The 25033-nt window shown below is 67.3% G+C and carries 13 protein-coding genes and 1 tRNA gene; 6 read left to right on the forward strand and 8 right to left on the reverse strand.

All coding sequences use genetic code 11. From position 1 onward, the window contains the following. Positions 1-286: 286 nt before the first annotated feature. The 4 genes from llg_RS06395 to mscL form a co-directional block, all read right to left on the reverse strand. Positions 287-1012, reverse strand: coding sequence for a hypothetical protein (locus llg_RS06395; protein ID WP_338288875.1), 726 nt, complete (start codon positions 1010-1012; stop codon positions 287-289). A gap of 37 nt (positions 1013-1049) precedes the next feature. Then, positions 1050-1964, reverse strand: a complete 915-nt coding sequence (locus llg_RS06400; protein WP_338288876.1) for a GNAT family N-acetyltransferase — start codon at positions 1962-1964, stop codon at positions 1050-1052. Positions 1965-2141: 177 nt separating this feature from the next. After that, entirely contained in the window at positions 2142-2918 is a 777-nt protein-coding gene (locus llg_RS06405; protein WP_338288877.1) for a 1-acyl-sn-glycerol-3-phosphate acyltransferase, read from the reverse strand. Between the two features lie 66 nt (positions 2919-2984). Next, complete coding sequence (gene mscL, locus llg_RS06410; protein WP_338288878.1) at positions 2985-3362, reverse strand: large conductance mechanosensitive channel protein MscL; 378 nt, start codon at positions 3360-3362, stop codon at positions 2985-2987. 110 nt (positions 3363-3472) lie between these two features. Here mscL and llg_RS06415 point away from each other — a divergent pair, with 110 nt between their 5' ends. The 3 genes from llg_RS06415 (at position 3473) to llg_RS06425 (ending at position 6294) form a co-directional block, all read left to right on the forward strand. Then, entirely contained in the window at positions 3473-4336 is an 864-nt protein-coding gene (locus llg_RS06415; protein WP_338288879.1) for a hypothetical protein, read from the forward strand. 97 nt (positions 4337-4433) lie between these two features. Beyond that, positions 4434-5276 carry a hypothetical protein gene (locus tag llg_RS06420; RefSeq protein WP_338288880.1) on the forward strand — a complete coding sequence of 281 codons (843 nt, stop codon included), beginning with the start codon at positions 4434-4436 and terminating at the stop codon, positions 5274-5276. 172 nt (positions 5277-5448) lie between these two features. After that, positions 5449-6294: a hypothetical protein gene (locus llg_RS06425; RefSeq protein ID WP_338288881.1), complete on the forward strand. Its 846-nt coding sequence runs from the start codon at positions 5449-5451 to the stop codon at positions 6292-6294. Between the two features lie 72 nt (positions 6295-6366). Here llg_RS06425 and llg_RS06430 read toward each other — a convergent pair whose 3' ends face one another. Both llg_RS06430 and llg_RS06435 read right to left on the reverse strand, forming a co-directional pair. Next, positions 6367-7818, reverse strand: coding sequence for a GDSL-type esterase/lipase family protein (locus tag llg_RS06430; RefSeq protein WP_338288882.1), 1452 nt, complete (start codon positions 7816-7818; stop codon positions 6367-6369). 151 nt (positions 7819-7969) lie between these two features. Further along, the gene (locus tag llg_RS06435; RefSeq protein WP_338288883.1) at positions 7970-9400 is read right to left on the reverse strand and encodes a GDSL-type esterase/lipase family protein; all 1431 of its coding nucleotides are present in this window, start codon (positions 9398-9400) and stop codon (positions 7970-7972) included. 252 nt (positions 9401-9652) lie between these two features. On the opposite strand from llg_RS06435, the gene llg_RS06440 reads away from it, so the two are divergent. Then, the gene (locus tag llg_RS06440; RefSeq protein WP_338288884.1) at positions 9653-10768 is read left to right on the forward strand and encodes a patatin-like phospholipase family protein; all 1116 of its coding nucleotides are present in this window, start codon (positions 9653-9655) and stop codon (positions 10766-10768) included. Continuing rightward, complete coding sequence (locus tag llg_RS06445) at positions 10761-12176, forward strand: hypothetical protein (protein WP_338288885.1); 1416 nt, start codon at positions 10761-10763, stop codon at positions 12174-12176. Before llg_RS06440 ends, llg_RS06445 begins: the two co-directional genes overlap by 8 nt. A 33-nt stretch (positions 12177-12209) precedes the next feature. On the opposite strand, the gene llg_RS06450 is transcribed toward llg_RS06445, so the two are convergent. After that, the gene (locus llg_RS06450) at positions 12210-12374 is read right to left on the reverse strand and encodes a DUF1328 domain-containing protein (RefSeq protein WP_338288886.1); all 165 of its coding nucleotides are present in this window, start codon (positions 12372-12374) and stop codon (positions 12210-12212) included. Positions 12375-12547: 173 nt separating this feature from the next. Here llg_RS06450 and llg_RS06455 point away from each other — a divergent pair. After that, a tRNA-Cys gene (locus llg_RS06455) sits at positions 12548-12622 on the forward strand. Positions 12623-12821: 199 nt separating this feature from the next. On the opposite strand, the gene llg_RS06460 is transcribed toward llg_RS06455, so the two are convergent. Continuing rightward, positions 12822-24965: an autotransporter outer membrane beta-barrel domain-containing protein gene (locus llg_RS06460; RefSeq protein WP_338288887.1), complete on the reverse strand. Its 12144-nt coding sequence runs from the start codon at positions 24963-24965 to the stop codon at positions 12822-12824. Between the last annotated feature and the right edge of the window lie 68 nt (positions 24966-25033).

Consider the following 25033-nt stretch of genomic DNA (forward strand, 5'->3'; position numbering starts at 1 on the left):
CTCCGGTGCACGGGGCCGCCTGTTTTGTTAAGTAGCACAAGCATTCCTGCTTGTGGGTGGGAAGACTCGCGAAGTCCCTCGTTCGTCCAGTCCGCCCATGAGGATCTAGGGATCAGGTGCTGGGGGCCAGGGGGAATCGACATTCAGAAAGCCCCAACGGGGCGTCATGTGACAGCCCGGGGCAACGCCCCGGGTGGTGGAGTCGGAAGGAGTCGAGCCCCTCACCGGCGGACTGGACCTCCACGGAACTCCGCGAATCTTCCCACTCGCAAGTTGGAAACTTGCGCTACTTCGCCTGCAGCGCCTGCCGGCCCGTCTCGCGGCCCATCGCATCGTAGCGGATGCAGGTGTCCCACGCGCCATTCCGGTCCAGGTCCTCCCACTTCGTCTCGAGGATCCCGTTCCTGTCGTAATCGTAGCGGAACAGCGGGAAGCCGCTGCCGCCCGGCTTGATGGTCGTGCTCACCGCCCGGCCGTTCTTCCACTGGCTCACCGAGTCGTAGCTGCCATCGAAATCCAGATCCTGCTCGGTGAGCGTCACCACCCCGTTCTCATAGGCTTCCTTCGCGTCCCACTTCCCGTCCGAGTTCTGGTCCAGGTAGCGGGCGGTCACCTGGCCCTTCGCATCGAGCTCCACCCGCTCATCGATCTTGCCGTCGTGCCGCCGGTCCTGGTCGACCTTGGAGCCACGCGGTCCGCTGCTCCGGTGGTTGAGCCCCGCCACGAACAAGCTGCCCACCGCCGCCGCCACGATCGTGAACACCAGCCAACCGGGCACCGCGTTCCGACGCTCGCGCCGGGTTTCCTCCACCGGCGGCACGCCCAGCACCTGCCGGGCCGCCGCCGCGTCCTCATCCGCCACCGCCAGCCGGATGCCGGAGGAGTTCAGCAAATAGGGCGCCGTGGAAGCCGTCGCCTCGTCCAGGATGTCCGCGGCGATGCCTTCGTTCTCGAGCTGGTTCTTCGCCAGCCACGCCTGCTCCAGCGTCGTGCACTCCTTGACCACCGTCATGCGGCAGTCATCGCACGGGGGCGGCGTGGCCGAAACCTCAAACCGTGGCCGCGGCGCGGAAAGCCACCAGACCCTCGGCACCCATGTGGCGCACCAGCACCTCGTCCGGCGCCTGGCTCAGGTCCACCAGCACCAGCGCGTCGAGCACATTGGCGAAATCCGGGTCGACGTTGAACTCCAGCAGCGTGGCATTCAGCTTGAGATACTGGCGCAGCAGCACCGGCACCCCCTTGCCATCCGGCTCCACCTGGGCGATCGCGGCGGAGACTTCCTCGATCGAGCCGAGACGGCTGCTGATCTCCTCGGATTCCAGGTCGATGGAATGATAGGGGTGGAACGGCTCCACGGTGCCGGTCAGGCCGCTATCGCGGCGGCTGCCGCGCATGAAGCGCACGATCAGCTCCTGCGAGATCGGCGAGTAATCGTTGGAAATGCTCACCGGCCCGAACAGGCGGGCGTAGCGCGGGTAGCGCGCCACGAACCGGCCGATGCCGCGCCACAGCAGGCCCAGCGGGTGGATCGAACGCTGGTATTCCGTGGCCACGAAGGAACGACCGAGCTCCAGCCCGGGCGTGAGGTGGTCCAGGAACGGCTGGCCGAGCTTGAAAAGGGTGGAGGTGTAGAGCCCCTCCGCGCCGAACTCCGCCAGCAGCGTGTCGGTGCGGCCCAGCCGGTAGGCACCGGCCACGGCCTGCGCCTCGCGGTCCCACAGGAAAAGGTGGAGGTAGGAGCGGTCGTAATGGTCGAGGTCCAGCGCCTTGCCGCTGCCCTCGCCCACGGCGCGGAACGCGATTTCACGGAGGCGGCCGATCTCGTGGAGGATCGCCGGGATGGCATCGGCATTCGCCAGATACACGTCGAAGCGCGCTTGGGAAACCAACGGACCGGTGGCGGCGAGACGCGCGATCTCGTCCAGCACCAACGCGCGGTCGGCGGGAGCGGCGACGGGCACTTGCTGAGCGTCTGGGCCTCGTTCGCACGAGGACGTCTGATCTTGAGGCTGAGGGTTCATCGGGTGATGTACCGGGTTTCGTCTCGCGGGCAGGGCAGTGCCCGTGTTTGGGCCCGCCGTCAAGCGAAAGATGGTCGACCGGGAGGGCGAGTCCACCCGTCCGCGTCAACGGTTTCGTCACGGAAGCGGCACCGACTCCATCTTTCGTCGGAGCAGTTCCGTGGCATCCGCCGACCCTTGAATGTCAGCAATTTCGATCAAATCCCCGGCCCGGCAGACGACGCGGTGGCCACGCCGGGACAGGATCACACGCGGCAACAAGGCCGTCCGCACCAGCGGATGGATCGCCCCGGCTACGTGGAACCACGGGGGGTTCTCCCCGAAGAAACGCACCGGCAGCACCGGCACCCCGGCCTTCCGCGCCAGCGCCGCGATGTGGGGCGACCATGGCCCGTCCGCCACTTGCCCCAGATGCCGCCGCCAAGTGGAAACCTCGCCCGCCGGAAAGACCGCCAGCAGCCCGCCGCCGCGCAGGTGCTCCAGCGCCGCGCGCAGCGTCAGCGCGTTCTGCCGCGCCGCCGCCCGGTCACCCAGGATCGAAAGCGGCAGGAACCAATGGCCCACGCCCGGGGCCGCCGCCGCCATTTCATTGGCCAGAATCGTGAAATCCCGCCGCGCCCGCAGGCACAGCGCGATGAGCGTGAGCGCGTCCGCGCCGCCGAAGGGGTGGTTCGCCACCACGATCGCCCCGCCCGTGGCCGGGATCGCCTCGACCACGCCCGCCGCATCCGGAGTCAGCCCGAACTGCCTCAGCACGTCCTCCGCCGGGTCCTCATGCCGCGAGGCATCCAGGAACGCCTGCCGGGACCGCCGGATACCCAGCACCGACTCCAGCAGCCCCCGCGCCGTGGCCCGCCAACCTCCCCCCGCCAGCGCCGGGAGGGCATCCTCCACGGCCATGAAACGATCCGGATTCGGGGTAGGGGAGGGTGCGGGTGTGTCCAAGTCGTGTGGCCGGGTTCAGGCCTTGTTCTTGAGGAGATCCCGGATTTCGGCAAGCAGCTTCACATCCGCCGGCAGTTCCGGCTCCGGCGCGCCCGGCTCCTCCGCCTTCTTCTCCATGCGCTTCTTCAGGTTGTTCATCGGCTTGATGAAGATGAAAAACAGGATCGCGCCCACGATGATCAGCGAGAGCGCCGAATTGATCACCACCCCCAGGTCGAAGATCCACAGCTTCAGCGACACGTCCGGCTTGCCGCCCACCGCGTTGATCAACGGGTTGATGATCCCGGTCGTGAAGGCCTTCACCACATCGCCGAACGCCGCGCCGATCAGCACGCCCACCGCGAGGTCGATCGCATTGCCCTTGAGGATGAACTCTCTGAATTCCTTTAGCATGGTTGGAAGGGGTTGAAATCAACCCACCATCCCACATGCGACCCTGTTTCCAAGCCGATTCTAACCGGAGACTTGAGAAGCGGAGGAGCCTCGGCTTCACTCCGGATGCCATGAAAATTCTCGCCTGTCTTTCCGTCATTACCCTCGCCACCACGCTCGTGTCCTGCAAGGACGGCAAGTCCGGTGCCGCCGCCAGCAACACCGTGGTGCTGGCCACGGCCGACGGCCTGCCGAAGACCGGCGCGAAGTTCACCACCAGCCGCACCATGGCCGTAAAGGAAGGCAGCGTGAAGATCAGCGCCGGCGGCCAGAACATGGACGGCACCATGAACCTCTCCGATTCGGAAACCGAGGACGTCGAGATCGCCGCTCCGGACAAGATCAAGGTCACCGTCACCGCCGGGGAGAAGGTCCAGGCCATGAAGCTCAACGGCCAGGAGCTCCCGAACGAACCCGTCCCGCCGCAGCTCCTCAAGGCCCCCGTCACCTTCACCAAGGCCGCGGGCAAATGGACCGGCGCGCTCGACACCGGTACCCCCACCGATGTCCAGAAGGCCGAAATCGCCAAACGCGAGCGCAAGTTCACCCAGGCCGCGAACGCCGCCATGTACGGCACCGCCCCACGCAAGGTCGGCGAGACCTGGAGCGTCGACGCCGCCCGCATTTCATTCGCCGAGGGCACCAATGACGTCAAAGGCAGCGTGACCCTCACCTTCAAGGGCATCGAGGACCACGGCGGCCGGAAGTGCGCCCGCCTCGAAGGTCCGATGGAGTTCAGCGGCAAGACCGATGCCGACAAGGGCGGCCAGGACCTCACCATGAAGGGCGACATCGTCGTGCTCCGCGCCATCGACGAAATGGTGGACCTCCAGACCACCTTCAAGGGCCGCATGGAAATGAAAGGCACCATCCCCGGCGGCAGCATGGCGATGGAGGGCTCCGTCTCCGTCGACGAGCACACCGAGCTGAAGTGAGGGCCCGTGGCCCATTCACGTTCGGTCGGTTAGGTGCCATCGCCGCCACCATTGGACGCTTGATCCGGCCGGGAAAATATCCATAGGCTGGAGGGCTATGAAAATCACCAACCAGCTTCTCACCCTCGCGGCCTGTACCGTCCTCGCCGCCACCGCTTCCGCCGCGGACGAAACCTACGTCCTCGCCAAGAAGGACCACACGCCCAAGGCCGGCAGCAAGCACGTCGAGTCCAAGAAAATGGCGATGAAGAACGGCACCCTCAAGGTGAAGGCCGGCGAGCAGGCCATGGAAGGCACCTGCGCCATCACCGAAACCGAGACCGAAGCCGTCGAATACGTCTCCGCGGACAAGGTGAAGCGCCTCATGACCGTCGGCGAGAAGAGTCAGAAGATGACGATGAACGGCCAGGAGCTCCCGGACGAACCGCATCCGAACCCGCTCCTGAAAGTCCCCGTGACTCTCACCAAGGCCGATGGCGAGTGGACCGCCACCCTCGACGACGGCAAGGAACCCACCGACGAACAGGAAACGGCCCTCTCCAAGCACGAGAAGAACATGGACAAAAGCGAGTCCGTGACCATGTACGGCACCGAGCCCCGCAAGGTGGGGGACACGTGGACGGTGAAGGCCGCCGACATGCCCTTCGCCCAGGACCAAGAGGACACCGAAGGCAGCGTCAAGCTCACCTTCAAGGCCGTGGAGGACTACCAGGGCAAGAAGTGCGCCCACCTCGAAGGCCCGATGGAAATCAAGGGCAAGTCCGCGGAAGGCCAGAGCATCTCGCTGAAGGGCAATGTCATCGTCTACCGCTCGATCGAGGATCTGGTCGACCTCAAGGTAAGCCTCGACGGCAAGATGGAAATGAGCGGCGACATCCCCAATGGCTCGATGAGCATGAACGGCGACATGACCATGGAATTCTCCACCAAGGTGGAGTAAGGCACCCAAGGAGTGGCGGATTTCGATCCGCCATGCCTCCAGCGACGTCCATCGCTCCGGCACCCTCGGTTCCCGCGGAACCCGGTCGTCGCGAAGCGCATGGACGTCCGCCTCCGCTCCACGCCCACCGCGGGCTTGATATACGAATGGAGCACGGCATATCTAGGCGGCCATGCGATTCACCAATCCGATCCTCACCCTCGCGGCGTCCGCCGCCCTCGTTTCGCTTTCGTCCGCCGCGGATGAGACTTACATCCTCGCGAAGAAGGACGACATGCCCAAGCCCGGCACGAAGCTCATCCACTCCCGCCTGATGGCCATGAAGAAGGGCACCGTGAAGGTGAAGGTGGGCGACCAAGCGCTCCAGGGCACCTGTGAAATGATCGAAACCGAAACCGAACACGTCGAACACGTGTCCGCGGAGAAGATCAAGCGCCTCCTCACCGCGGCGGAGAAATCCGAGAAGATGACGATGAATGGCCAGGAGCGGCCGCACGAGGCCGAGCCCAACCCACTGCTCAACGTGCCCGTGACCCTCTCCAAGGCCGATGGCGAGTGGACTGCCACCATCGACGGCGGCAAGGAGCCCACCGCGGCGCAGGAAAAGGAGCTGAGCAGGAAGGAGAAGGCGATGAGGAAGGACGAGGATGTCGACATGTACGGCACCGTCCCGCGCAAGGTGGGGGACTCCTGGGAAGTGGATGCCTCCAAGGCCCTGCCATTCTCTGAAGACGAAAAGGACACCCAGGGAACCCTCAAGCTCACCTTCAAGGCCGTGGAGGAATTCCAAGGCAAGAAGTGCGCCCGTCTCGAAGGCGCGATGGAAATGACCGGCAAGACGAATCAGGGCCAGAACATCACGATGAAGGGGAATGTCATCGTCTTCCGCTCGATCGAAGACCGCGAGGATCTGAAGGTGACCATCACCGGCACCATGGGCATGAGCGGCGAGATTCCGAACGGCTCGATGAGCATGGATGGCGACCTGACCATGGAGCTGACCACCAAGATGGAGTGAGCCCTTCCGGGCACGCCCGCGAAGGTAGGGTTGCACACGCCGGGGCGACCCTGCCTTCGCCGCTCCTTGGCCTCACAACTCCAGCAGCCCGTCCGCCCAGATGGCGTAGCCCTTCTCCGTCGGGTGGGTGCCATCCGACATCAGCTCCACCGGCAGCGTGCCGTCCGGTTGCAGGAACTTCGCGCCGAGATCGAGGAAGGTCACGCCGGGGACATTGCCCCATTGGGCCTTCAGCAGCGCGTTGAGCTCCGCGATGAGCTTCCGCCGCGGTGAGTCCGCCGCCTTGTCCCGCGGGAACACGCCCATCAGCACGATCTTCGAGGAGGGCGATTTCGACCGCACCCGCAGGATCACCTCGCGGATGCCCTCCGCCACCTCCGCCGGGGTATTCGCCCGCGCGTTCTTGGTGCCGGAGAAATTGTTGGTGCCGATGTTGATCACCACGCGTTCCGGATGCAGGCCGTCGAACTCGCCGTGGTCCAGCCGCCACAGCACGTTCTGGGTGCGGTCCCAGCCGAAGCCGAGGTTCAGCGTCTTCTTCCCGTCGAAGGCGCGCTCCCATGCCTGCGGCCCACGTGCCTTCGCGCCCGGGCTCTGCGGCTGGCCGCCCCAGAAGTGCGTGATCGAGTCCCCGATCAACACCACCTGCGGGTCGAGCCCTTCCTTCGCCTTCAGGATGTCCTCGTGGCGCTTGAACCAGTCGTAGGAATCGCTCTCCAATTTCGACACCGGCACCACCGCGTTGTTCGCGGGCGTAGGCTCCTTCGGCGTGTCCCCCATCAGGGCGGAAAGCGTCGGCTCCATCGCCTTCGCCCACGCCAGCGCGCCTGCCGGACCGGGGTGCAACAGGTCGGGCGCCAGCGCCGGATCGACGGTGCCGTCCGGCTTCAGGAACACGTGGTTCACATCGAGGAAGAACACGTCCTTGCCGTCCGCCAGCTTCGCCACCAGCTCGCCCGCCCGCAAGTTCGCCGCGAACCGCTTCTCCGCGCTGCCGCGCTCGCTGCCGTCCGGCTTCTTGTAAACGTTGGTGCGCGGGAAGATCCGCAGCAGCAGGATCTTCGATTGCGGGCACTTCTCCCGCAGCAGCTTCACGATCGCCGAGACGCCCTGCGCCACCTGCTCCGGCGTGTGGACCACCGGGTAGTTCGCGTCATCGGTGTTGTTGGTGCCGATCAGCAGCGTCACCGCCTTCGGCGACTGCCCTTCCAGCTCACCGTTCTGGAGGTTCCACAGCGTGTTCTCGGTGCGGCCGCCGCTGTAACCGAGGTCGATCGCATTCCGCGGCGCGAAGAACTGCTCCCACACCGCCTTGTACTCCGGCTTCTCGAAATTGTGCGTGATCGAGTCCCCGATCATCAGCAGGTCATACTTCTTCGCCCGGATCTGCTCCACCTTCTGCTGGTGGCGTTTCTCCATCCCCCTCTGCGGCACCGGAAACACCGGCGAACCGGGGGCGTCCTGGGCGCGGGCCACGGCCCCGCACAGCATGAGCGACAAGACGGCAATCGAACGAAATGACATGCCTCCAAGACGAAATCACCCCACGCCGCCTTTCAAGAAGGAAGGAGTGTAGCTGAAAGCCCGGGCATCCAAGTAAATACCCGCACCGTCGCAGATCTTCCTCTTTCTGGATTCTGGGTTCTTGATTCTGGACTCTCGGCTCCGCCGCAAATCACTGCATCGCCTTCGCCAACGCGTCCCCCCAGATCTTGTAGCCCTTCTCCGCCGGATGCACCCCGTCCGGCATGATCTCGGCGGACAACGAGCCATCCGGCTGGAGCAGCTCCGAGTTCACATCGATGAAGCGGATGCCCGGCACCTCCCGGTAGCTGTCCGCCAGCAGCTTGTTCAGCTCGTTGACCGGCTCGCGCTTCGAGGCATCCGGATCGCGGCCAAACGGGAACACGCCGGTGATGACGATCTTCGAGCCCGGCGATTTCGCCCGCACCCGCAGCACGATCTCGCGGATGCCATCTGCGATCTCCGCAGGCGAGTTCACCCGCGCGTTCGGCGTGCCCGCGAAGTTGTTGCTGCCGATGTTGATCACCACCCACTGCGCGTGGATGCCGTCCAGCTCGCTGTGGTCCAGCCGCCACAACACGTTCTGGGTGCGGTCCCAGCCGTAGCCGAGATTGATCACCCGCTTTCCGGAAAACGTCTGCTCGAAGGAAAGGGGACCGCGCGGCTTCATCTGGTCGGACTGCGGCGCGCCATCCCAGAAATGCGTGATCGAATCCCCGATCAGCACGATCTCCGGCTTCAGGTCGTCCGCCAGCTTCAGGATCGCGCGGTGGCGTTCCCACCAATCGTAGCCGTCCTTCTCCAATTTCGAGACCGGCACCACCGCGGTGTTCGCGGACAGCGGCTCCTTCGGAGCCTCGCCGAGCAGCGGGGCCAGCACCGGCTCCATCTCGCGCGCCACCTCCATCGCCCCGGCCGGAGTCGGCCGCTGGGACGCGGGCAGCAGCAGCGGATCGAGCGAGCCATCCAGCTTGAAAAACACGTGGTTCACATCGAGGAAGAACACCTTCTCCTCATCGGCCAGCTTCGCCACCAGCTCACCGGCCCGCAGGTCCACCGCGGCCCGCGCGCCGGCGGCCTCATCCGCCGCGGCCTCGGTGCGTGGCAGCGCGCGCAGCAGCAGCACCTTCGCCTCCGGGCACTTCTCCCGCAGCACCTGCACGATCGTGGCAACGCCCGCGGCCACCTCCTCCGGCGTGCGCCCGGCCTCCGCCGTATCGTCCCCGCCGGTCAACAGCGCGATCGCCTTGGGCGATTGCCCGTCCAGCTCGCCGTGCCGGAGATTCCACAGCAGGTTCGCCGTCCGGCTGCCCTCGTAGCCGAGGTCCAGCGGATGGCGGGCATCGAGAAAGCGGTCCCACACCTCGCGGTAAGGCGCGGTTTCCAGCGCCGCGATCTCCGCGCCGCCGATCAGAATCAATGAATGGTTGCCCGCCCGCGCCGCGGCCACCTTGGCCTCGTGCCGCGCCTCGGTGCCCGCTTGTTGGAGGCCGGGGCCCGGTTCCACCGGAGTCTCCGCGGCCAACGCCAGCGAGGCGCTTGCCAAGGCCGCCAACGCGGTCGCGATGCCATTCGGGAGCATGCTTCCATGGATACTCTTCCCCGCGGAATTGCCAAGTGTGGTCTTTACGAGTGTCAGCATGACGCGTCCGTGTTCCAGAGCACAGCGGCACACCCCGTGCCATTCGTTCCTCGATGTCCCGACCGTGCGATTTGCAGGACGTTGGAATCGCCGCCGGTGTTTCGAACCGGACGCCCTTTGCCTTGTCCACCAAGGCCCCGCCGCGTTAGGTGGAGGTGATGACCGGCGCGTTCCTCCCGAAGCCCCTCCGCCATGACTGACCCGCGCGTGCTCCAACCCGCGCCGCGCGCGCGCCTGCTCTCCTTCGATGGCGGCGGCATTCGCGGCCTGTTCGCGTTGCAAATCGCGAAACGCATCGAGACCCTGCTGCGCGAAAAACACGGTCGCCCGGACCTCGTCCTCGCCGATCATTTCCACTACATCGGCGGCACCAGCACCGGCGCCATCATCGCCGCCTTCCTCGCCTGGGGGCTGCCGGTGGACGACATCGTGGGCCTCTACCGCGAGAACGCCGTGGCGATGTTCCGCAAGGCCGGTTGGGCCCAGCGTTTCACCAGCCACCGCTTCGTGTCCGAAGGCCTCTCGGAGTTCCTCCGCTCCTTCTTCGTCGAGGACGATGGCACGCCCGCCACCCTCGGCACCGGGAAACTGAAGACCCTCTTCCTGCTGGTCGCGCGCAATGCCTCCACCGGCTCGGCCTGGCCGCTCTCGAACAACCCGCGGGCGAAATACAACGACCCGGTCTCGCCCGGCTGCAACCTCCAGATCCCGCTCTGGCAACTCGTCCGCGCCAGCACCGCCGCGCCCACCTTCTTCCCTCCCGAGGTGCTGGAGGTGAAGGGCGAGCACGGCGAACCGCTCACCTTCGCCTTCGAGGACGGTGGTGTCACCCCCTTCAACAATCCCGCCCACCTCATGCACCTGATGGCCACCCTGCCCGAGTACCGCCTCGGCTGGGCCACCGGCATCGACCGCATGAGCGTGGTCTCCATCGGCACCGGCAAAGTCCGCACCGGCCGCGGCGACAAGCTCTTCGTCGATGTCCTCGCCCAGGCCAAGAACCTGCCCGCCTCGCTCATCGGCTCCTTCCAGCAATACCAGGACCTGCTCTGCCGCATCGCCGGGGAATGCCGCCACGGCGCGCCCATCGATGGCGAGCTGGGCGACCTCATCCGCCCCCACGATGGCGCGAAGTTCCTCTACGCCCGCTACGACCGCACCTTCGACGAAGAGGACCTCGGGCTCGCCGCCAAGCACACCGAGAAGGGCTTCACCCTCGACAACCTGGAGCTCATGGACTTCCTCGCCGAACGCGGCGCGCACCATGCCGAAGCCACCGTGAGCCTCGCACATTTCGACGATGTCTGACACCCCGCCCACCGTCATCCGCCGCCTCTGGTTCACCGCCTTCGCCGGCCACCGCGCCGTGCCCGATCCCGCCGCCGCCAAGGCCGCGATCGCCCGCGAACTGGAAACGATCCGCGGCACCATCGAGGGCGAACTCATCGGTCTCTCCAGCGCCGCCGCCGGGGCCGACCTTCTGTTCCTCGAGGCCTGCGCCGAGGCCGGCATCCGCACCGTGGTGCTGCTGCCCTTCCCGCGCGAGCGCTTCCGCGAGGACTTTGAGGACGAGATCGAATGGGCCCGCGCCTGCCGCCTGATGGATGCCGCCTGGTGGTGCGAGGTTTCACCCGGTGGCGAGGACGCCCCCGCCGCCTACCACGTCGTCGCCCGCGAAACCCTCGACATCGCCGACCGACTGCTCTTCCTCTGGGACGGCAAGGCCCCGCGCGGTCTCGGAGGTACGGGGGAAACCGTACTCGAAACCCGCGAGCGCCGCATTCCCTCCCGCATCATCGCCGCGGACACCCTGGAAGCCCGCTGGGACATCGACCCGCCCGCCACCAAGGCCGACCCCGCCTTCACCGATCTCCCCGCCGCCACCGAGGTCGGGGAACTGTTCCAGAAGCTTGACGAACGCGCCTCCGCCGGGGCCCCGCGCTCGCGCTGGTTCGCCGCCGGCTCGATGTCGCTCAACCACCTCGCCACCCTGCTCCAGGCCATCCTGGTGGTGGTCGCCATCGCCGCCGAAGTCGGCGCGCTGGTGAAGTTCCTCCTCGTCCTCATCGCCGCCATCCTGCCGTGGATCGGCGGCCGCCTGCGCTGGAAGGAACGCTGGATCCGCGACCGCGTCGGCGCGGAACTCCTCCGCTCGCTCCTCGCCAGCCACCAGCCCGGCAGCCCGCTGCGCCCGCCCGCCCTCGAGCTTTTCGGCCGCGAGGAAGCCCTGCTCCGCACCGCCGCCATGCACCTCATCCGCCACCGCGGCGATTGGGAAACCGCCCGCGACCTCTACCTCCGCGAGCGCGTCGACGGCCAGATCGGCTACCTCAAGTCGAAGGGTGAAAAAGCCGCGTCCAAGATGCGGATCTTCGGCACCCTCTTCTGGGCCAGCGCCTGGACTTCGATGGTGCTCGGCGGCGTCGCCGTCACCGGTGCCTTCATGGGCGCCAAGGCCACCTCGCCCGCCGGCATCTGGCTCACCTTCCTCACCACCGTCCTCCCCGGCCTCGCCGCCTGGTGCCTCGCCATGATCTCCGTCTTCGAGTTCAAGCGCCGCGCCTCGCTTTACCGCCAGCTCGTCGACGAACTCATCCGCCTCCGCCCCAAGGTCGCCGCCGCCAACTGCTCCAGCGCCCTCACCCGCGCGATGCAACAGATCGAACGCCTCCTCCTCAACGAGCTCTGGGAATGGCAGGGCTCGCGCGACAAATGACGCCGGGGCGGGGAATGGGGCAGGGGACCCGAGTCACAACTTCCGGGCCCCGCGCATCACGAACGACACGATCCAAAGGATCAGGAAGATCACGAACAGGATCCACGCGATGTGCGCGGATGCTCCCGCGATTCCCGAAAAGCCCAGAACGCCCGCGATCAGGGCGACCACCAGGAAAACAAGGCTCCAGTGCAACATGGCTGTAAGGGTTTGGGTTGAACCGGCCCGGCAACCGGATGCCACCGGGACCACCTAACCGGTCGCCCCGGAGCCCGGGAAACGCAAATGTCCTCCCAAAGAAAATCCGCGTTCCAAAATCCAGGGATTGACAGCCGCCGCCCCAGCCCCTACGCAGTTGCCCCCGTGCGAACGGCGGAGTAGCCAACCGGTAAGGCAGTGGTTTGCAAAACCACCATTAGTGGGTTCGATTCCCGCCTCCGCCTCCACTTTTATTCTCAGCCTGTTGCGAGAATCCGGAGGTCATTATCTCCAACCATTTTTCCTGTTCGGGAGATTCGTGCCGAGGAGGCCTGATTGGCGGATTTCCGGGCCGGGTATTGTCCGGAGCACTGGAGCTCTGAAAAGAAAACAGGCCCCGGAGCGGGCGCTCCGGGGCCTGGGTGATCAGGTTGTGGCGGCAGCCGTTTAGAAGCTGGTGCTGACCTTGAGGTTGATGGAGTCGATGTCGTAGTTCTGGTTGATGGCCTTGGTGTAGTCGAGGCCGACGGAGACATCGTTCACGAAGAGCAGGTCCGCGCCGAAGCTGAGGCTGCCCACGGAACCGAGGGCGACCGGCAGGTCCATCGGAGCCACACCACGCGGGGCACCGGCGAAGCCGGCGATGACGTTGGTGTGATCCGGGGTGAGGAAGTGCTGGTAGGCGACCTCGGCGTGGAGGCGGAGCTGGGCACCGGACTGGAAGGGAATGACCTTCCCGAACTCGATCGCCGGGCGGACCCAGGCGTGGGCTTCGTTGTAGTCCCCGAGGACGAGGCTGGTGGCCCCGGCTCCGGTTTCGGTGGCGGATTCGGCGCTCAGGCGGGAGGCTCCGAAGTCGATCATCGGCTTGATGTAGAGGCCGTCGCTGGCGAACTCATGCGAGACGCGGATCATGGCGGTGAGGGCCTCCAGATCGCGATCGATGTGGGTGTAGTACGGCGTGGTGACCGCGCCGGAGCGGCGGGACTGGGCCTGGTTCCAGCTATAGGAGAGGACGCCGGCGATTTCGGTGCCGTCGAAGTCACGCTTGATGATGGCACCGAGGCGCTCGGTGTCGCCATTCGCCTTCCAGCGGCCATCATAGCCACCCGCGGTGTTCTCTTCCAGGGCGGCGGCGGCCCCGACGATCCAACCGTTCTTCAACTCCTGCTCGAAGCCCGCGGCGAAGCCATTGGAATTGTGGCGGACGGTCTTGTAGTCGTCGTAACCGCTGTGGACGGTGTCGGAGCTTTCGAAGTCGAACCACAGCAGGCGGCCCTTCTTGCCGTAGCGGTAGGCACCGCCATCGAAGAGGGTTTCGCCGAAGCGCTGGCTGCCGCGGAGCACCTCGGCCTGCTGCTCGGCGTAGAAGTCCGGGGTGAGCATGGACAGGGACTCCTTGTAGGCCTGGATCGTGGGATCGTAGAGCAGCTTGATGACGGTATCCGCGAGCGCGGGCGAGCTGCCGGCGTTCTGGATGCGGTTGATGTAGCTACCAACCTCGGTGAGGTTCCGACCCAGCTTGCCCGAGGGCGAGAAGTCGACGGTGTAGTCCAGGATGGCGTCCTTCCCGGTGGGGTAGAGGATCTGGTAGTTGATGACCATGGAGGGAGCCGTGACGAGCTCCAGGCCGTCGTTGGTCACGCCGCCATCGCCGTGGTAGAGGACCTTCTGGAAGTGGCCGGACTTGACGAGCTGCGGATTGAGCAGGCTGACATTCACCTTGCCATCGAGGCTGGCGGTGCCGGTCATGTAGAGTTGGTCGATGGTTTCGCTGCCGAAGTCGAGCTCGGCGTAGGTGATGCCGGTGTCGCTCTGGGTGAAGCTGCCGGTGACGTCGGTGTGCTGCGCCAGGAGCATGTTGCCCGGGAGCAGGATGCCGTCGTTGACGAGCTGGTTGGCGGCGGCTCCGAGGAGGAACAGCGGACCGGGAACCATGACGCCATCGGTGTGGTTGACGAACTTGTTCGCGCCCGCGCCGAGGTCGACCTGGCCGAGGAAGTCGCCGTTGTTGTCGATCACCTCGTTGCCATCGGTGCCCTTGATGCTCCACGCGGCGAGGCCATCGGCGCCGGAGACGGTGCCGTGGTTGACGAACGAGTTCGCGGCACCGCCGGAGAAGCTGATGCCGGTGCCGTTCTCGCCGAAGTAGAGGAACTTGTCCGCGGCGAGGTCGATGCTGATGTTGCCCTGGCCACCGGCACCTTGCGATTGGGCGAAGATGCCGACACCGCCTTCACCATCCGCCACCACGTTTCCGATCATGCGGAGGGTGACGGCTCCGGAGGAACCGGTGCCACCGGTGCTGCCGAAGAAGAAGTCATCCACGAATCCACCGCCGCCGCCGAGGCTCTGGGCGATGACCCCGACCGCGCGGTCGCCATGGACGACGACATCGCCCTTCTGGGTGAGATCGATGATGCCGCCGTTGCCGGTGTTGGTGGTGTTCTTGGTGATGGTGATGTTCGCGGGATCGAGGTCGGTGAAGACCGCTCCGCCGCCGCCGCCGATGGACTGGAGGATCAGGCCGTGGGCGAGTTCACCCTCGGTGTAGATCATGCCGGTGTTGTCCAGGGTGACGCTGTTGCCATTGCCGGACGCGCCGTTCTTGCCACCCAGGGACAGGGCGAGGGCCTCGAGACCGGTGAGGTCCAGCTTGCCGCCGCCCGCACCGATGCTCTGGTAGAGGGCACCGTAGGCGCGGTCACCGGCGGTGCCGATATCGCCGGTGGTGAGGAGGTTGACGACACCACCGTTGTTGGCGGCTCCGCCATCGGCCCCGAGAGACGCATCGGTGACCACCGGCGGCGGGATAAGCGCCGGTCCGGAGGAAAGGGCACCAAAGGCTGCCAACGGGGTGGGGGTGAGGTCCGGCACCCGGACGACATTGACGGACAGGTTGCCGCCGCCGCCGCCGATGGACTGGACCTCGACACCGCCGGAGCCATCGCCGGTGGTGATCACCTGGCCGGTGCGGGTGGACTTGATGTCGCCGCCCGCGCTGTTGGTGGCATCGGTGCTGCCGAGCTCGAGGTTGAGATCGACCGTGGCGTTGGTGTTGACGACGACTTCCTGGGTGGAATTGCCACCGCCCGCGCCGATGGACTGGAGCAGGGAGGCGATGGCCTTTTCACCGGAGGTGTAGAGGTCGCCAACGTGGGTGGCCTCCACGGCACTGGCGGCGCAGTTGGAAGCGAAGTCGGTGCCGAGTTTGACGGTGGACTTGATGAAGCCCATCACCGTGTCGACGTCGCCGCCGTTGTCGGGCAGCTCCACGCCATCGTCGCCGAGGGCGACGGCGTGCTTGCTGACGTCCAGGAACAGCTCGACGTTGCCGCCGCCGCCGTTGATCGACTGGCCGAGCTGCGCCGTGCTGTTTTTCCCATACATCACGATGGTGCCGGTGGTGTTGAGGGTGACGGTGCCGGCGATGCCCGCGGTGCCGTCGCGCGCGCCGAGGGCGCCCTCGATGACCAAGTCGGCCGCCATCCAGGTGGGGGCGGTGAGTTCGTAGGCGGCATTGCCACCGCCGCCGCGGACGGACTGGGCGAAGATACCGTAGGAATTGTCGCCGTGGGAGATGATCGAGCCGGTGTGGTTGACCGTGACGTTGCCGCCATTGCCACCGTCCCCGCCGAAGCCGCCGAGGCCGATGTTCATGAAGGACTTCGCCATGTCCGTCTTCGGGTTGAAGAGGATGTTCCGCGAGAGGGTGGCCGCGAAGCCGCCATCGCCACCACCGCCACCGACGCTCTGGGCGTAGATGCCGTAGGCGCTCTTTCCGAAGACCTCGATGGAGCCGCTGTTGTCGACGGTGACGGCACCGCCGTCGTTGCCATCGCCACCGGAGCCGCCGAGGGCGATGGAAACCACCTTGCCGGTGTTGTCATCGGGCTTCTTGCCGAGGGCGAGGTCGCCGGTGACGCTGACGCCACCGCTGCCGCCGCCGCCGCCCACGGACTGGGCGAGGATGCCGTGGGCCTTGAAGCCGTAGGTGGTGATGGAGCCCTCGTTGTCGACTTCGACAACACCGCCGGTGCCGCCGCTGCCACCCGCTCCGCCGAGGTTGAAGAGCAGGGCGTTGGTGGTGGCGTCCGCGGACGTTCCCTTGGTGGGCCGGAGCACGCTGATCGCGGTGCTGCCAGTGCCGCCGCCGCCGCCGATGCTCATCGCGGCGATGCCGTGGGAGTAGTTGCCCACGGTGATGATCTTGCCGCTGTCGTCATCGTCGTTGGTCTTGTTGGTGACGGTGACCTTGCCGCCGGCACCGCCGGTGCCGCCCTTTCCGCCGATGGTGATGCTGAGGTTGTTGCCGCCCGCGGAACCGGTGACATTGCTGCTGACCACGGTGTCGGCATTGCCGCCGCCGCCACCGATGGACTGGGCGAAGATGCCGATGGAGCTTTCCTTGCTGGTGCCGATGCCGCCGGTGTTCTTCACCTCGACCTCGCCACCGATCGCGCCGCTGCCGCCGCTGCCGCCGACGGTGATCATGCCGCCGTTGGTCGGGTCCTTCTGGGTGTTCTTCAGGACGGCGTTGATGGCCATGCCGGAGTTGCCACCGCCGCCGCCGAGGCTCTGGGCGAGGATGCCGTGGGAGCCGACGCCATCGGTGATGACGATGCCCCCGTTCTCGACGGTCACCTTGCTGGCATACATGCCGGTGCCGCCATTGCCGCCAACGCTGACGGAAAGGCCATCGACCTTCGAGCTGACGCCGCCCGCGCTGGACATGCCGCCGGTGCCACCGCCGCCGCCAACGGACTGGGCGAGGATGCCGACCGAGCCATCGCCGTAGGTGCGGACCTGGGCGTTGCTCTTGACCGTCACCGTGTTGCCGTAGCCGCCGATGCCACCCTTGCCGCCGACCGCGACGCCGATGGTGGCGCTGCTGAGGCCGAAGGTGTTGGCGGAGCCGCCGTTGCCGCCGCCGCCGCCGATGGATTGAGCGAAAATGCCGTGGGCGTTTTTCCCGTGGGTATCGACGAAGCCCTCGGCCTCGACCAAGACCGTGCCGGCGTAGCCGCCCTCGCCGCCTTCAAGACCGACCGCGACGCTCACCGCCTCGGCCGGTTTTTCCTCGGTGTCGGCACCGGTGATGGCGACGGAAGTGGAGGAGCTGTTGCCGCCGCCGTTGCCGACCGACTGGGCCAGCATGCCGAAGGAGCCGTCCCCATGGGTGAGGATACTGCCGTCGGAGGAGAGGGTGACATTGCCCGCGTAGCCGCCCTTGCCACCGATACGGCCGATGGTGATCGAGCCGCCGCCGCCGTCCGAGATGGCCATGGCGAGGTCCATGCCGGCGTTGCCGCCGCCACCGCCGATGGACTGGGACAGGATGCCGTAGGATTCTTTGCCGAAGGTCTCGATGTCGCCGACCTGGACCACATCGACGTTGTCACCATGGCCGCCATCGCCGGGAGCACCGCCGACCGCGAGGGCGAAGCCCAGGGTCTTGTTCTCCTTGTTGGGATCCTTGAACCCGCCGTAGGTCACGGAGAGGTTGAAATTGGCATTGCCACCGCCGCCGCCGATCGACTGGGCGATGATGCCGTGGCTGTTGGCCTGCTTGGTGAGGATGTCGCTGTAGTTGGTGACCTTGGCGGTGCTGCCGTTGCCCGCTTCGCCACCGGCGCCGCCGATCGCGAAGTTGGCGACGAAGCCGCCGTCGTCGGGGTTCTTGCCCGCCATGGTGACACCCGCGTTGAAGTTCATGCCGGCGTCGCCGCCGCCGCCACCGATGCTGGAGGCTTCGATGCCGTAGGCGTTCTTGCCATCGGTGGTGATGGTGCCGGTGGAAGCGGTCTCGCTGCCGCGGGTGACCTCGACCGCGCCCGCGTGGCCGCCGCCGGAACCCGAGCCGCCGACGCCCACGGAAATGGGCGAGCTGCTGCGGCTGAAGACGCCGGTGACGTTCATGCCGCCGGTGCCGCCGCCGCCGCCGATGGACTGAGCGGCCACACCGCGGGCGTTGTCGCCCTTGGTGGTGACGATGCCGTTCTGGGTGACCTTGACGTCGCCCGCGTCCGCGCCCTTGCCGCCGTTGCCGCCGACCCCGGCGACCACGGTGATGTCCTTTTTGCCACCGGAGTTGTCGGAGTCGGACCAGTTGAACGCGCCGGTCACGTTGAGGGCGCCGTTGCCACCGCCACCGGCGATGCTCTGCGCCATGAGGCCGTGGATCCAGTTTCCGGAGGTCGCGATGTTGCCGGTGTGGTCGACGGTCACGTCACCGCTGATGGCACCCGCGCCACCGGAACCGCCGACGCCGACGGTGATGGCGGGAACGCTGCTTTCCTTCGCGATGGCGATGCTGCCGCTGACGTTGAGGCCGCCATTGCCGCCGCCACCGCCGAGGCTCTGGGCCATGATGCCGGCGGAGGCCAGGTTCTGGGAATCCTTCGCGGACGCGTAGATGTCGGCCGTCGCGGTGACGGTGACGTCCTTCGCGACACCGGCATTGGCACCGCTGCCGCCCACGCCGACGACGAGCGGGGAATCGGACACGATGCCGCCGCTCACATTGGTGCCGCCATTGCCGCCGCCGCCGCCCACGGACTGGGCGAGGATGCCGGAATGACCGGCACCATAGGCGGAGATGCTCTTACCCCCGGTGACGAGGACATCCACGGTGTCGGCGTTGCCACCATTGCCACCGTAGCCGCCGACTCCCACCATGATGCCGTAGGCGTCACCCTCGCCGCGGGCGAAGGAAAGGCCGCCGCTGACATTGAGGCCGCCGTTGCCGCCGCCGCCGCCGATCGATTGGGCGGCGATGCCGTGCGAGCCCGCGCCATTCTCATCCAGTTCGAAATAGCCAGGCGTCACCACGTGGGTCACCGGATCGGTGACGGGCGGATGATAGGTGCCGGGAAGGGCGGAAATCGTGCCGTCGTAGGTCACATCGACCGCACCGGCCTTGCCGCCGCCGCCGCCGAAGCCACCCACACCGATGGAGGCCGCGAGCGTTTTCGCGGGACCCGAGGAAGCCGCGGTGAAAGCGATGGTGCCGCTGACATTGGTGCCGCCATTGCCACCGCCACCGCCGATCGACTGGGCGAGGATGCCGTGGGACTGGTTGCCCATGGTGATGATGTCTCCGGTGACATCCACGGTCACGATGCCGGAATCCCCCGCGCCGCCGCCAAAGCCGCCGATGCCGACGCCGATGGCGGCACCGTTCTTGCCGGTGACATTGACCGCACCGGTGACATTGGTGCCGCCGTTGCCGCCGCCGCCACCGATGGACTGGGCCACGACGCCGGACGAGTTGTCCCCGGTGGTGCCGATCTGGTTGTGGGCCGCGGTGGTCTTCACCGTGCTGGTGACATCCAAGGCATCGCCGCCATTGCCGCCGAAACCGCCCACGCCGATGCCGACGCTGCCGCCGTTCTCCTTGCTGAGATTCACCGCACCGCTGACGTTCAGGCCGCCATTGCCGCCGCCGCCACCCAGTGACTGGGCGACGATGGCATCGGAGTAATCACCCGTGGTGACGGTGCCGCCCGTGACCGTGTTGGTGACGGACTTGGCGTTGCCGCCGTCGCCACCCAAGCCACCGATGCCGATCGCGAGGGCGCCGCTGCCCTGCTTGGACGCGGTGAAGACACCGCTGACATTGAGGCCGCCGTTGCCACCGCCACCGCCCAGCGACTGGGCGAGGATGCCGGTGGAGTGGTTGCCCTGGGTCTGCACGTAGCCGGTCACGGTGTTTTCGACCTCACCGCCGTCGCCACCCTTGCCGCCCGAGCCGCCGAGACCGAAGGCGAGCGCGCCCGCACCGGTCTTGGCCGCGGCAATCGAGCCACTGATGGAAATGCCGCCGTTGCCGCCGCCACCGCCGATCGACTGGGCCGCGATGCCACCGCTGTCGTTGCCGACGGTGTAGACATCCCCGGTGACGCCACTGATGACCTTGCCGGCGTAGCTGCCGTCCCCACCCGAGCCACCGAGACCGATGCTGACCGCGCCGGTGCCGGTGCTGGCGAAAGAAACCGCGCCCGCGACGGACATGCCGCCATTGCCGCCGCCGCCGCCGATGGACTGGGAAAGAATGCCCGCGGAACCTTCCTTGGCCGTGGAAACGCTGCCGGTAACCGTGGTGGTGACCGCACCCGCGTAGCCGCCGGTGCCCGCGCTGCCGCCGATGCTCACGCCGACCGCACCGCTGCCGGTGCTGGCCCCGGAGAGGGACGCGGTGACATCGAAGGCCCCGTTGCCGCCGCCGCCGCCGACCGATTGGGCGATGATACCGGCGGAGTTCTTGCCGGTGGTCATGACGTTGTTGGCGACCGTGAGATCAACGCTCATGGCGTAACCGCCACCCGCGCCGCTGCCACCGAGGCCGACGCCCACGGAGCCGCTGCCGGTGCCCGCGCCGGAACCGGCGACGTTCACATTGAAGCCACCATTGCCGCCACCGCCACCGATGGACTGGGCGAGGATACCGCCGGACTTGTCACCGGTGGTGGAAATGAAGTCGCTGGTCTTGGCGATCACGATGCCGCCATGGCCACCACCGCCGCCGCTGCCACCGAGGCCCACGCCGATGGCACCGCTGCCGGTGCCCGCGCCGGAGACCGCCGCGTTCACGTTGAAGCCGCCATTGCCGCCGCCACCGCCGATCGATTGGGCGATGAAGGCGGTCGAATTGTTGCCCTTGGTGGTGATCGTGCCGCTGGAGCTGACATCGACCTTGTAGCCATCGCCGCCACCATCGCCGCTGCCGCCGAGGCCCACGCCGATGCTGCCGCTGCCAGTGCCCGCACCGGAACCGGCCGCGTTCACGTTGAAGCCGCCATCGCCACCACCGCCGCCGATGGACTGGGCGAGAATACCGGCGGAGTTTTCGAGAAGCGTGTCGATGTCTCCGGAGATGGTCGCCTTGACCTCACCGCCATCGCCACCGCCGCCGCCCTTGCCGCCGAGGCCCACGCTGATGGCACCGCTGCCAACGCCCGCACCCGTGCCGGCACCGGAGACGCTGAAGCCGCCGCTGCCGCCGCCGCCACCGATGGACTGGGCCACGACCGCCGCGGAGTTTTTCCCGGAGGTGCTGACGTCGTTGGATGCGGTGAGGGTGACTTTCTGGCCAATGCCGCCGCCATCGCCGCTGCCGCCGAGGCCGACATTGACCGCACCGCTGCCGGTGCCCGCGCCGGACCCGGCAACCGCCACGCTGAAGCCGCCATTGCCACCGCCACCGCCGATCGACTGGGCGAGCAGGCCGATGGAATCGGAGCCCTTGGTGGTGATCTTGCCGAGAGAGGTGTTCACGGTGACGATGCCACCGTTGTTGCCGGCACCGCCACTGCCACCGAGGCCGACGTTGACCGCGCCGCTGCCAACGCCCGCGCCGGATCCAGCGACGGTCACGCTGTAGCCGCCATTGCCGCCGCCGCCGCCGATGGACTGGGCGACGAAGCCCGCGGAGTTGTTGCCCAAAGTATCAATCTTACCGGTCGAAGAGGCGGTGACATCGCCGCCGATGCCGCCGGTGGCTCCCTTGCCACCGAGGCCGACCGAAACCGCACCGCTGCCGGTGCCTGCGCCCGCCGCACCGACCGCCACATTGAAACCGCCATTGCCACCGCCGCCGCCCACGGACTGGACGAGAATGCCGCCGGAGTTGTCCTTGGCGGTGCTGACGTTCGATTGGAGATCCGCGATGACGATGCCGCCCGCGCCGCCGCCGCCGCCCTTGCCACCGAGGCCGATGTCGAGCGCACCGGCACCGACGCCCGCGCCCGCTGCACCCGCGGCGATGGAGTAGCCGCCATTGCCGCCGCCGCCGCCGATGGACTGGGCGATGATGCCGGTGGAGTTTTCACCGCCGGTGGTGATGGTGCCGGTGCGGGTGGCGAGCCAGACGTCGCCGCCCTTGCTGCCGGTACCGGCATTGCCGCCGATGGCCAGGCTCATGCTGCCCGCGCCGCCGCCGGAGCCAGCGAGCGAGGCCGCGATCGAGCCGCCGCCATTGCCACCGCCGCCGCCGACCGATTGGGCGAGCAGGCCGGTGGAGTTGTCCTCCTCGGTGGTGATGTTGCCACCGATGCCGACGGCAACCTTGCCGCCATCGCCACCGCCCGCGCCTTCACCGCCAATGCCGATGCCGATGGAACCGCTGAAGGCCAGCGAGCCGCTGCCCGCCGCGCCGACCGCGAGGCCGCCATTGCCACCGCCGCCGCCCACGGACTGGGCGAAGAAACCGGTGGAGCGTTCGTCCTTGGTCAAAATGCTGCCGTCGAAGCCCGTGGAAATGAGGGCTCCCGTGGTGGCATTGAAGGAACCCACGGTGACCTCGCCGCCCTTGCCCGCGGTGCCGCCATTGCCGCCCACGGCAACGCTGAGCGAGCCGGACACCGGACCGCCGGAAGCGGCCACTGCGACGGAGTAGCCGCCATTGCCACCGCCACCGCCCACGCTCTGGAGGAAGACGCCCGCGGAGTCGACCCCGTCCGTCTCCACCACGCTGTAGCCGGTGCCCTTGGTGAGATTGACCACGCCGCCATCGCCGCCCTTGCCGCCTTGGCCGCCGACCGCGAAGGCCCCGGCGAAACCGACGCCCACGGAGACCTGGACCGCGCCGCCGCCGCTACCGCCGCCGCCGCCCACGGACTGGGCGAAGACACCGGTGGAGCGATCGCCCGAGGTGCTGATGAGCGAGGCATTGCTCGCATCCACGCCTTGCAGCACGACATTGACGTTGCCACCCGCGCCGCCGTTGGAGCCGGAGCCCCCGACCGCGACACCCGCGAAGACGCCCACGGAGCCGGTGCTGCCGCCGTTGCCGCCGCCACCGCCGACGGATTGGGCCATGATGCCGCGGGAGTCATTGCCGAGAGTCGTGATCGATCCACCGTTTTTCACGGTGACCGTGGAGCCGGAACCGCCGCCCGAGCCCTTGCCGCCGACCGCGACCATGCCACCGGAATTGCCACCATCACCGCCGCCGCCGCCGATGGACTGGGCCACGATGCCGCGGGAATTGTCCAGGGCTGTGGAGATGGTGCCGTAGTTTTCCACGGTCACCGCGCCGCCGCTGCCGGCCGCGCTGCCGCCGCCGCCCACGGCGACCAAGCCGCCTGCATTCGAGCCGGAGCCGCCGCTGCCGCCCACGGACTGGGCGAAGATCGCATCGGAGCTCAAACCGGTGGTCGTGATGGACCCGGTCGAGCCGTTGGTGACGGTCACCATGCTGGCGCTGCCGCCATTGGAGCCGGAGCCGCCGAGGGCGATCAGGCCGCCGGAGGTGCCGCCGGAGCCGCCGCCGCCGCCGATGGACTGGGCGAAGATGCCCTTCGACTCCTTGCCGGTGGTGAGGATCGAGCCGTTGTTGGTCACCGTCACGGTGCCGCCATTGCCACCGTTGTCGGAGGAGCCCTGCAGGGAGAGAATGAGGTTCCCGGTCGTTCCAGACGAACCACCGGAGCCACCGATGCTCTGGGCGAGGATGCCGTGAGCCTGCTCACCGGAAGTGGAGATGGTTCCGCCCGCCGAGTTGGTCACCGAGACCGCGCCGCCATTGCCACCGGTGCCGGCGGAGCCACCGGCCCCGACGATGCCCCACTGGCTGCCGCCGCCGCCGCCCTTGTTGCCGACGCTGAGGGCGTAAATGCCGTGAGCGCCATTGCCGGTGGTGATGATGTTGCCCTTGTTGTCGACCGTGACGCTGCCGCCATCGCTGGAGGCACCACCCGAGCCGCCACCCGGAGCGCCGTAGCCGGAGCCACCGGCACCCGCGGCACCGCTGCGGCTGTAGGCGAACACGCCGTACTTGTCGTCACCGGTGGTCGCGATCTGGATGCCCGCGCTGTTGGTGAAATTGACCGTGCCGCCCGCGCCACCGTCACCGCCGTTGCGGCCGCTCCAAACCGAGAGGTAGGCGCTGCCGCCATTGCCACCGTTGCCACCGATGCTGCCGATTTCGACGCCGATCTGGTTGTTGGTCGAAATGACGGTGGTGTTGGTGTTGGAGACGGCAGGGCCCGTGGCCCCGTTGCCGCCGGAAGAGGGAGGCACCACCAGCGCGCCCGCGCGGCCATTCGAACCGCCCGCACCCACGCCGACGATTCTCACGCCCGCGGCACCGCCCACCACGGTGGGAGCCACTGCCGCATCCCCCGCGGTGCCACCGCCGGGGGTGAGGAGGGTCTGGAGAGTCGTGTTGGTCGAGAACACCGTCTGATAGGAAACGGTGATCGTCCCGTTCTTGGCCGGATCCGGATCCGCCGGGAACGGAGCGAGCACCACCTCCTTGGTGGTGGTGTTCTTGCTCTGGATCTTGAAGCCCTGGGGAGGGGTATCGCCGTTGTAGACGACGTCCCCCACGGCCTTCACCAGGAAGATGTAACCGTCCGCCGTTCTCACGAAGGCCACCGTGCCCGCGGTGGGCGTGCCGGCCGGGTCCGTGACCAAGCTGGTCACCGTGGTGGCCGCGGAGGTGGCCGGGTTGTTCACCGTCATGCCGACCGTGGAGCTCTGCGAGGGGTCCGGATTGGCGGCCCAAGCGGCGGAGGACATCGAAACGAACACCGTGCTCATCGCGAGCGAACGGAGGGCCTGGCCACGGTTACTTTCTGAGGCGAACATATCTTTGGAGGGTGAGGGGGGGGTGCGAAAAACGGGCGGAAACTCCCTTCCGCGCTGGGGACGCGGAC

This window comes from Luteolibacter sp. LG18, from assembly GCF_036322585.1.
Lineage (GTDB): Bacteria > Verrucomicrobiota > Verrucomicrobiia > Verrucomicrobiales > Akkermansiaceae > Luteolibacter.

Bases quoted from the DNA above. Each gene is read 5' to 3' on its own strand.
- llg_RS06395 (WP_338288875.1), bottom strand. From the start codon at position 1,012: ATGACGGTGGTCAAGGAGTGCACGACGCTGGAGCAGGCGTGGCTGGCG.
- mscL (WP_338288878.1), bottom strand. From the start codon at position 3,362: ATGCTAAAGGAATTCAGAGAGTTCATCCTCAAGGGCAATGCGATCGAC.
- llg_RS06415 (WP_338288879.1), top strand. From the start codon at position 3,473: ATGAAAATTCTCGCCTGTCTTTCCGTCATTACCCTCGCCACCACGCTC.
- llg_RS06420 (WP_338288880.1), top strand. From the start codon at position 4,434: ATGAAAATCACCAACCAGCTTCTCACCCTCGCGGCCTGTACCGTCCTC.
- llg_RS06425 (WP_338288881.1), top strand. From the start codon at position 5,449: ATGCGATTCACCAATCCGATCCTCACCCTCGCGGCGTCCGCCGCCCTC.
- llg_RS06430 (WP_338288882.1), bottom strand. From the start codon at position 7,818: ATGTCATTTCGTTCGATTGCCGTCTTGTCGCTCATGCTGTGCGGGGCC.
- llg_RS06435 (WP_338288883.1), bottom strand. From the start codon at position 9,400: ATGCTCCCGAATGGCATCGCGACCGCGTTGGCGGCCTTGGCAAGCGCC.
- llg_RS06440 (WP_338288884.1), top strand. From the start codon at position 9,653: ATGACTGACCCGCGCGTGCTCCAACCCGCGCCGCGCGCGCGCCTGCTC.
- llg_RS06445 (WP_338288885.1), top strand. From the start codon at position 10,761: ATGTCTGACACCCCGCCCACCGTCATCCGCCGCCTCTGGTTCACCGCC.
- llg_RS06450 (WP_338288886.1), bottom strand. From the start codon at position 12,374: ATGTTGCACTGGAGCCTTGTTTTCCTGGTGGTCGCCCTGATCGCGGGC.
- llg_RS06460 (WP_338288887.1), bottom strand. From the start codon at position 24,965: ATGTTCGCCTCAGAAAGTAACCGTGGCCAGGCCCTCCGTTCGCTCGCG.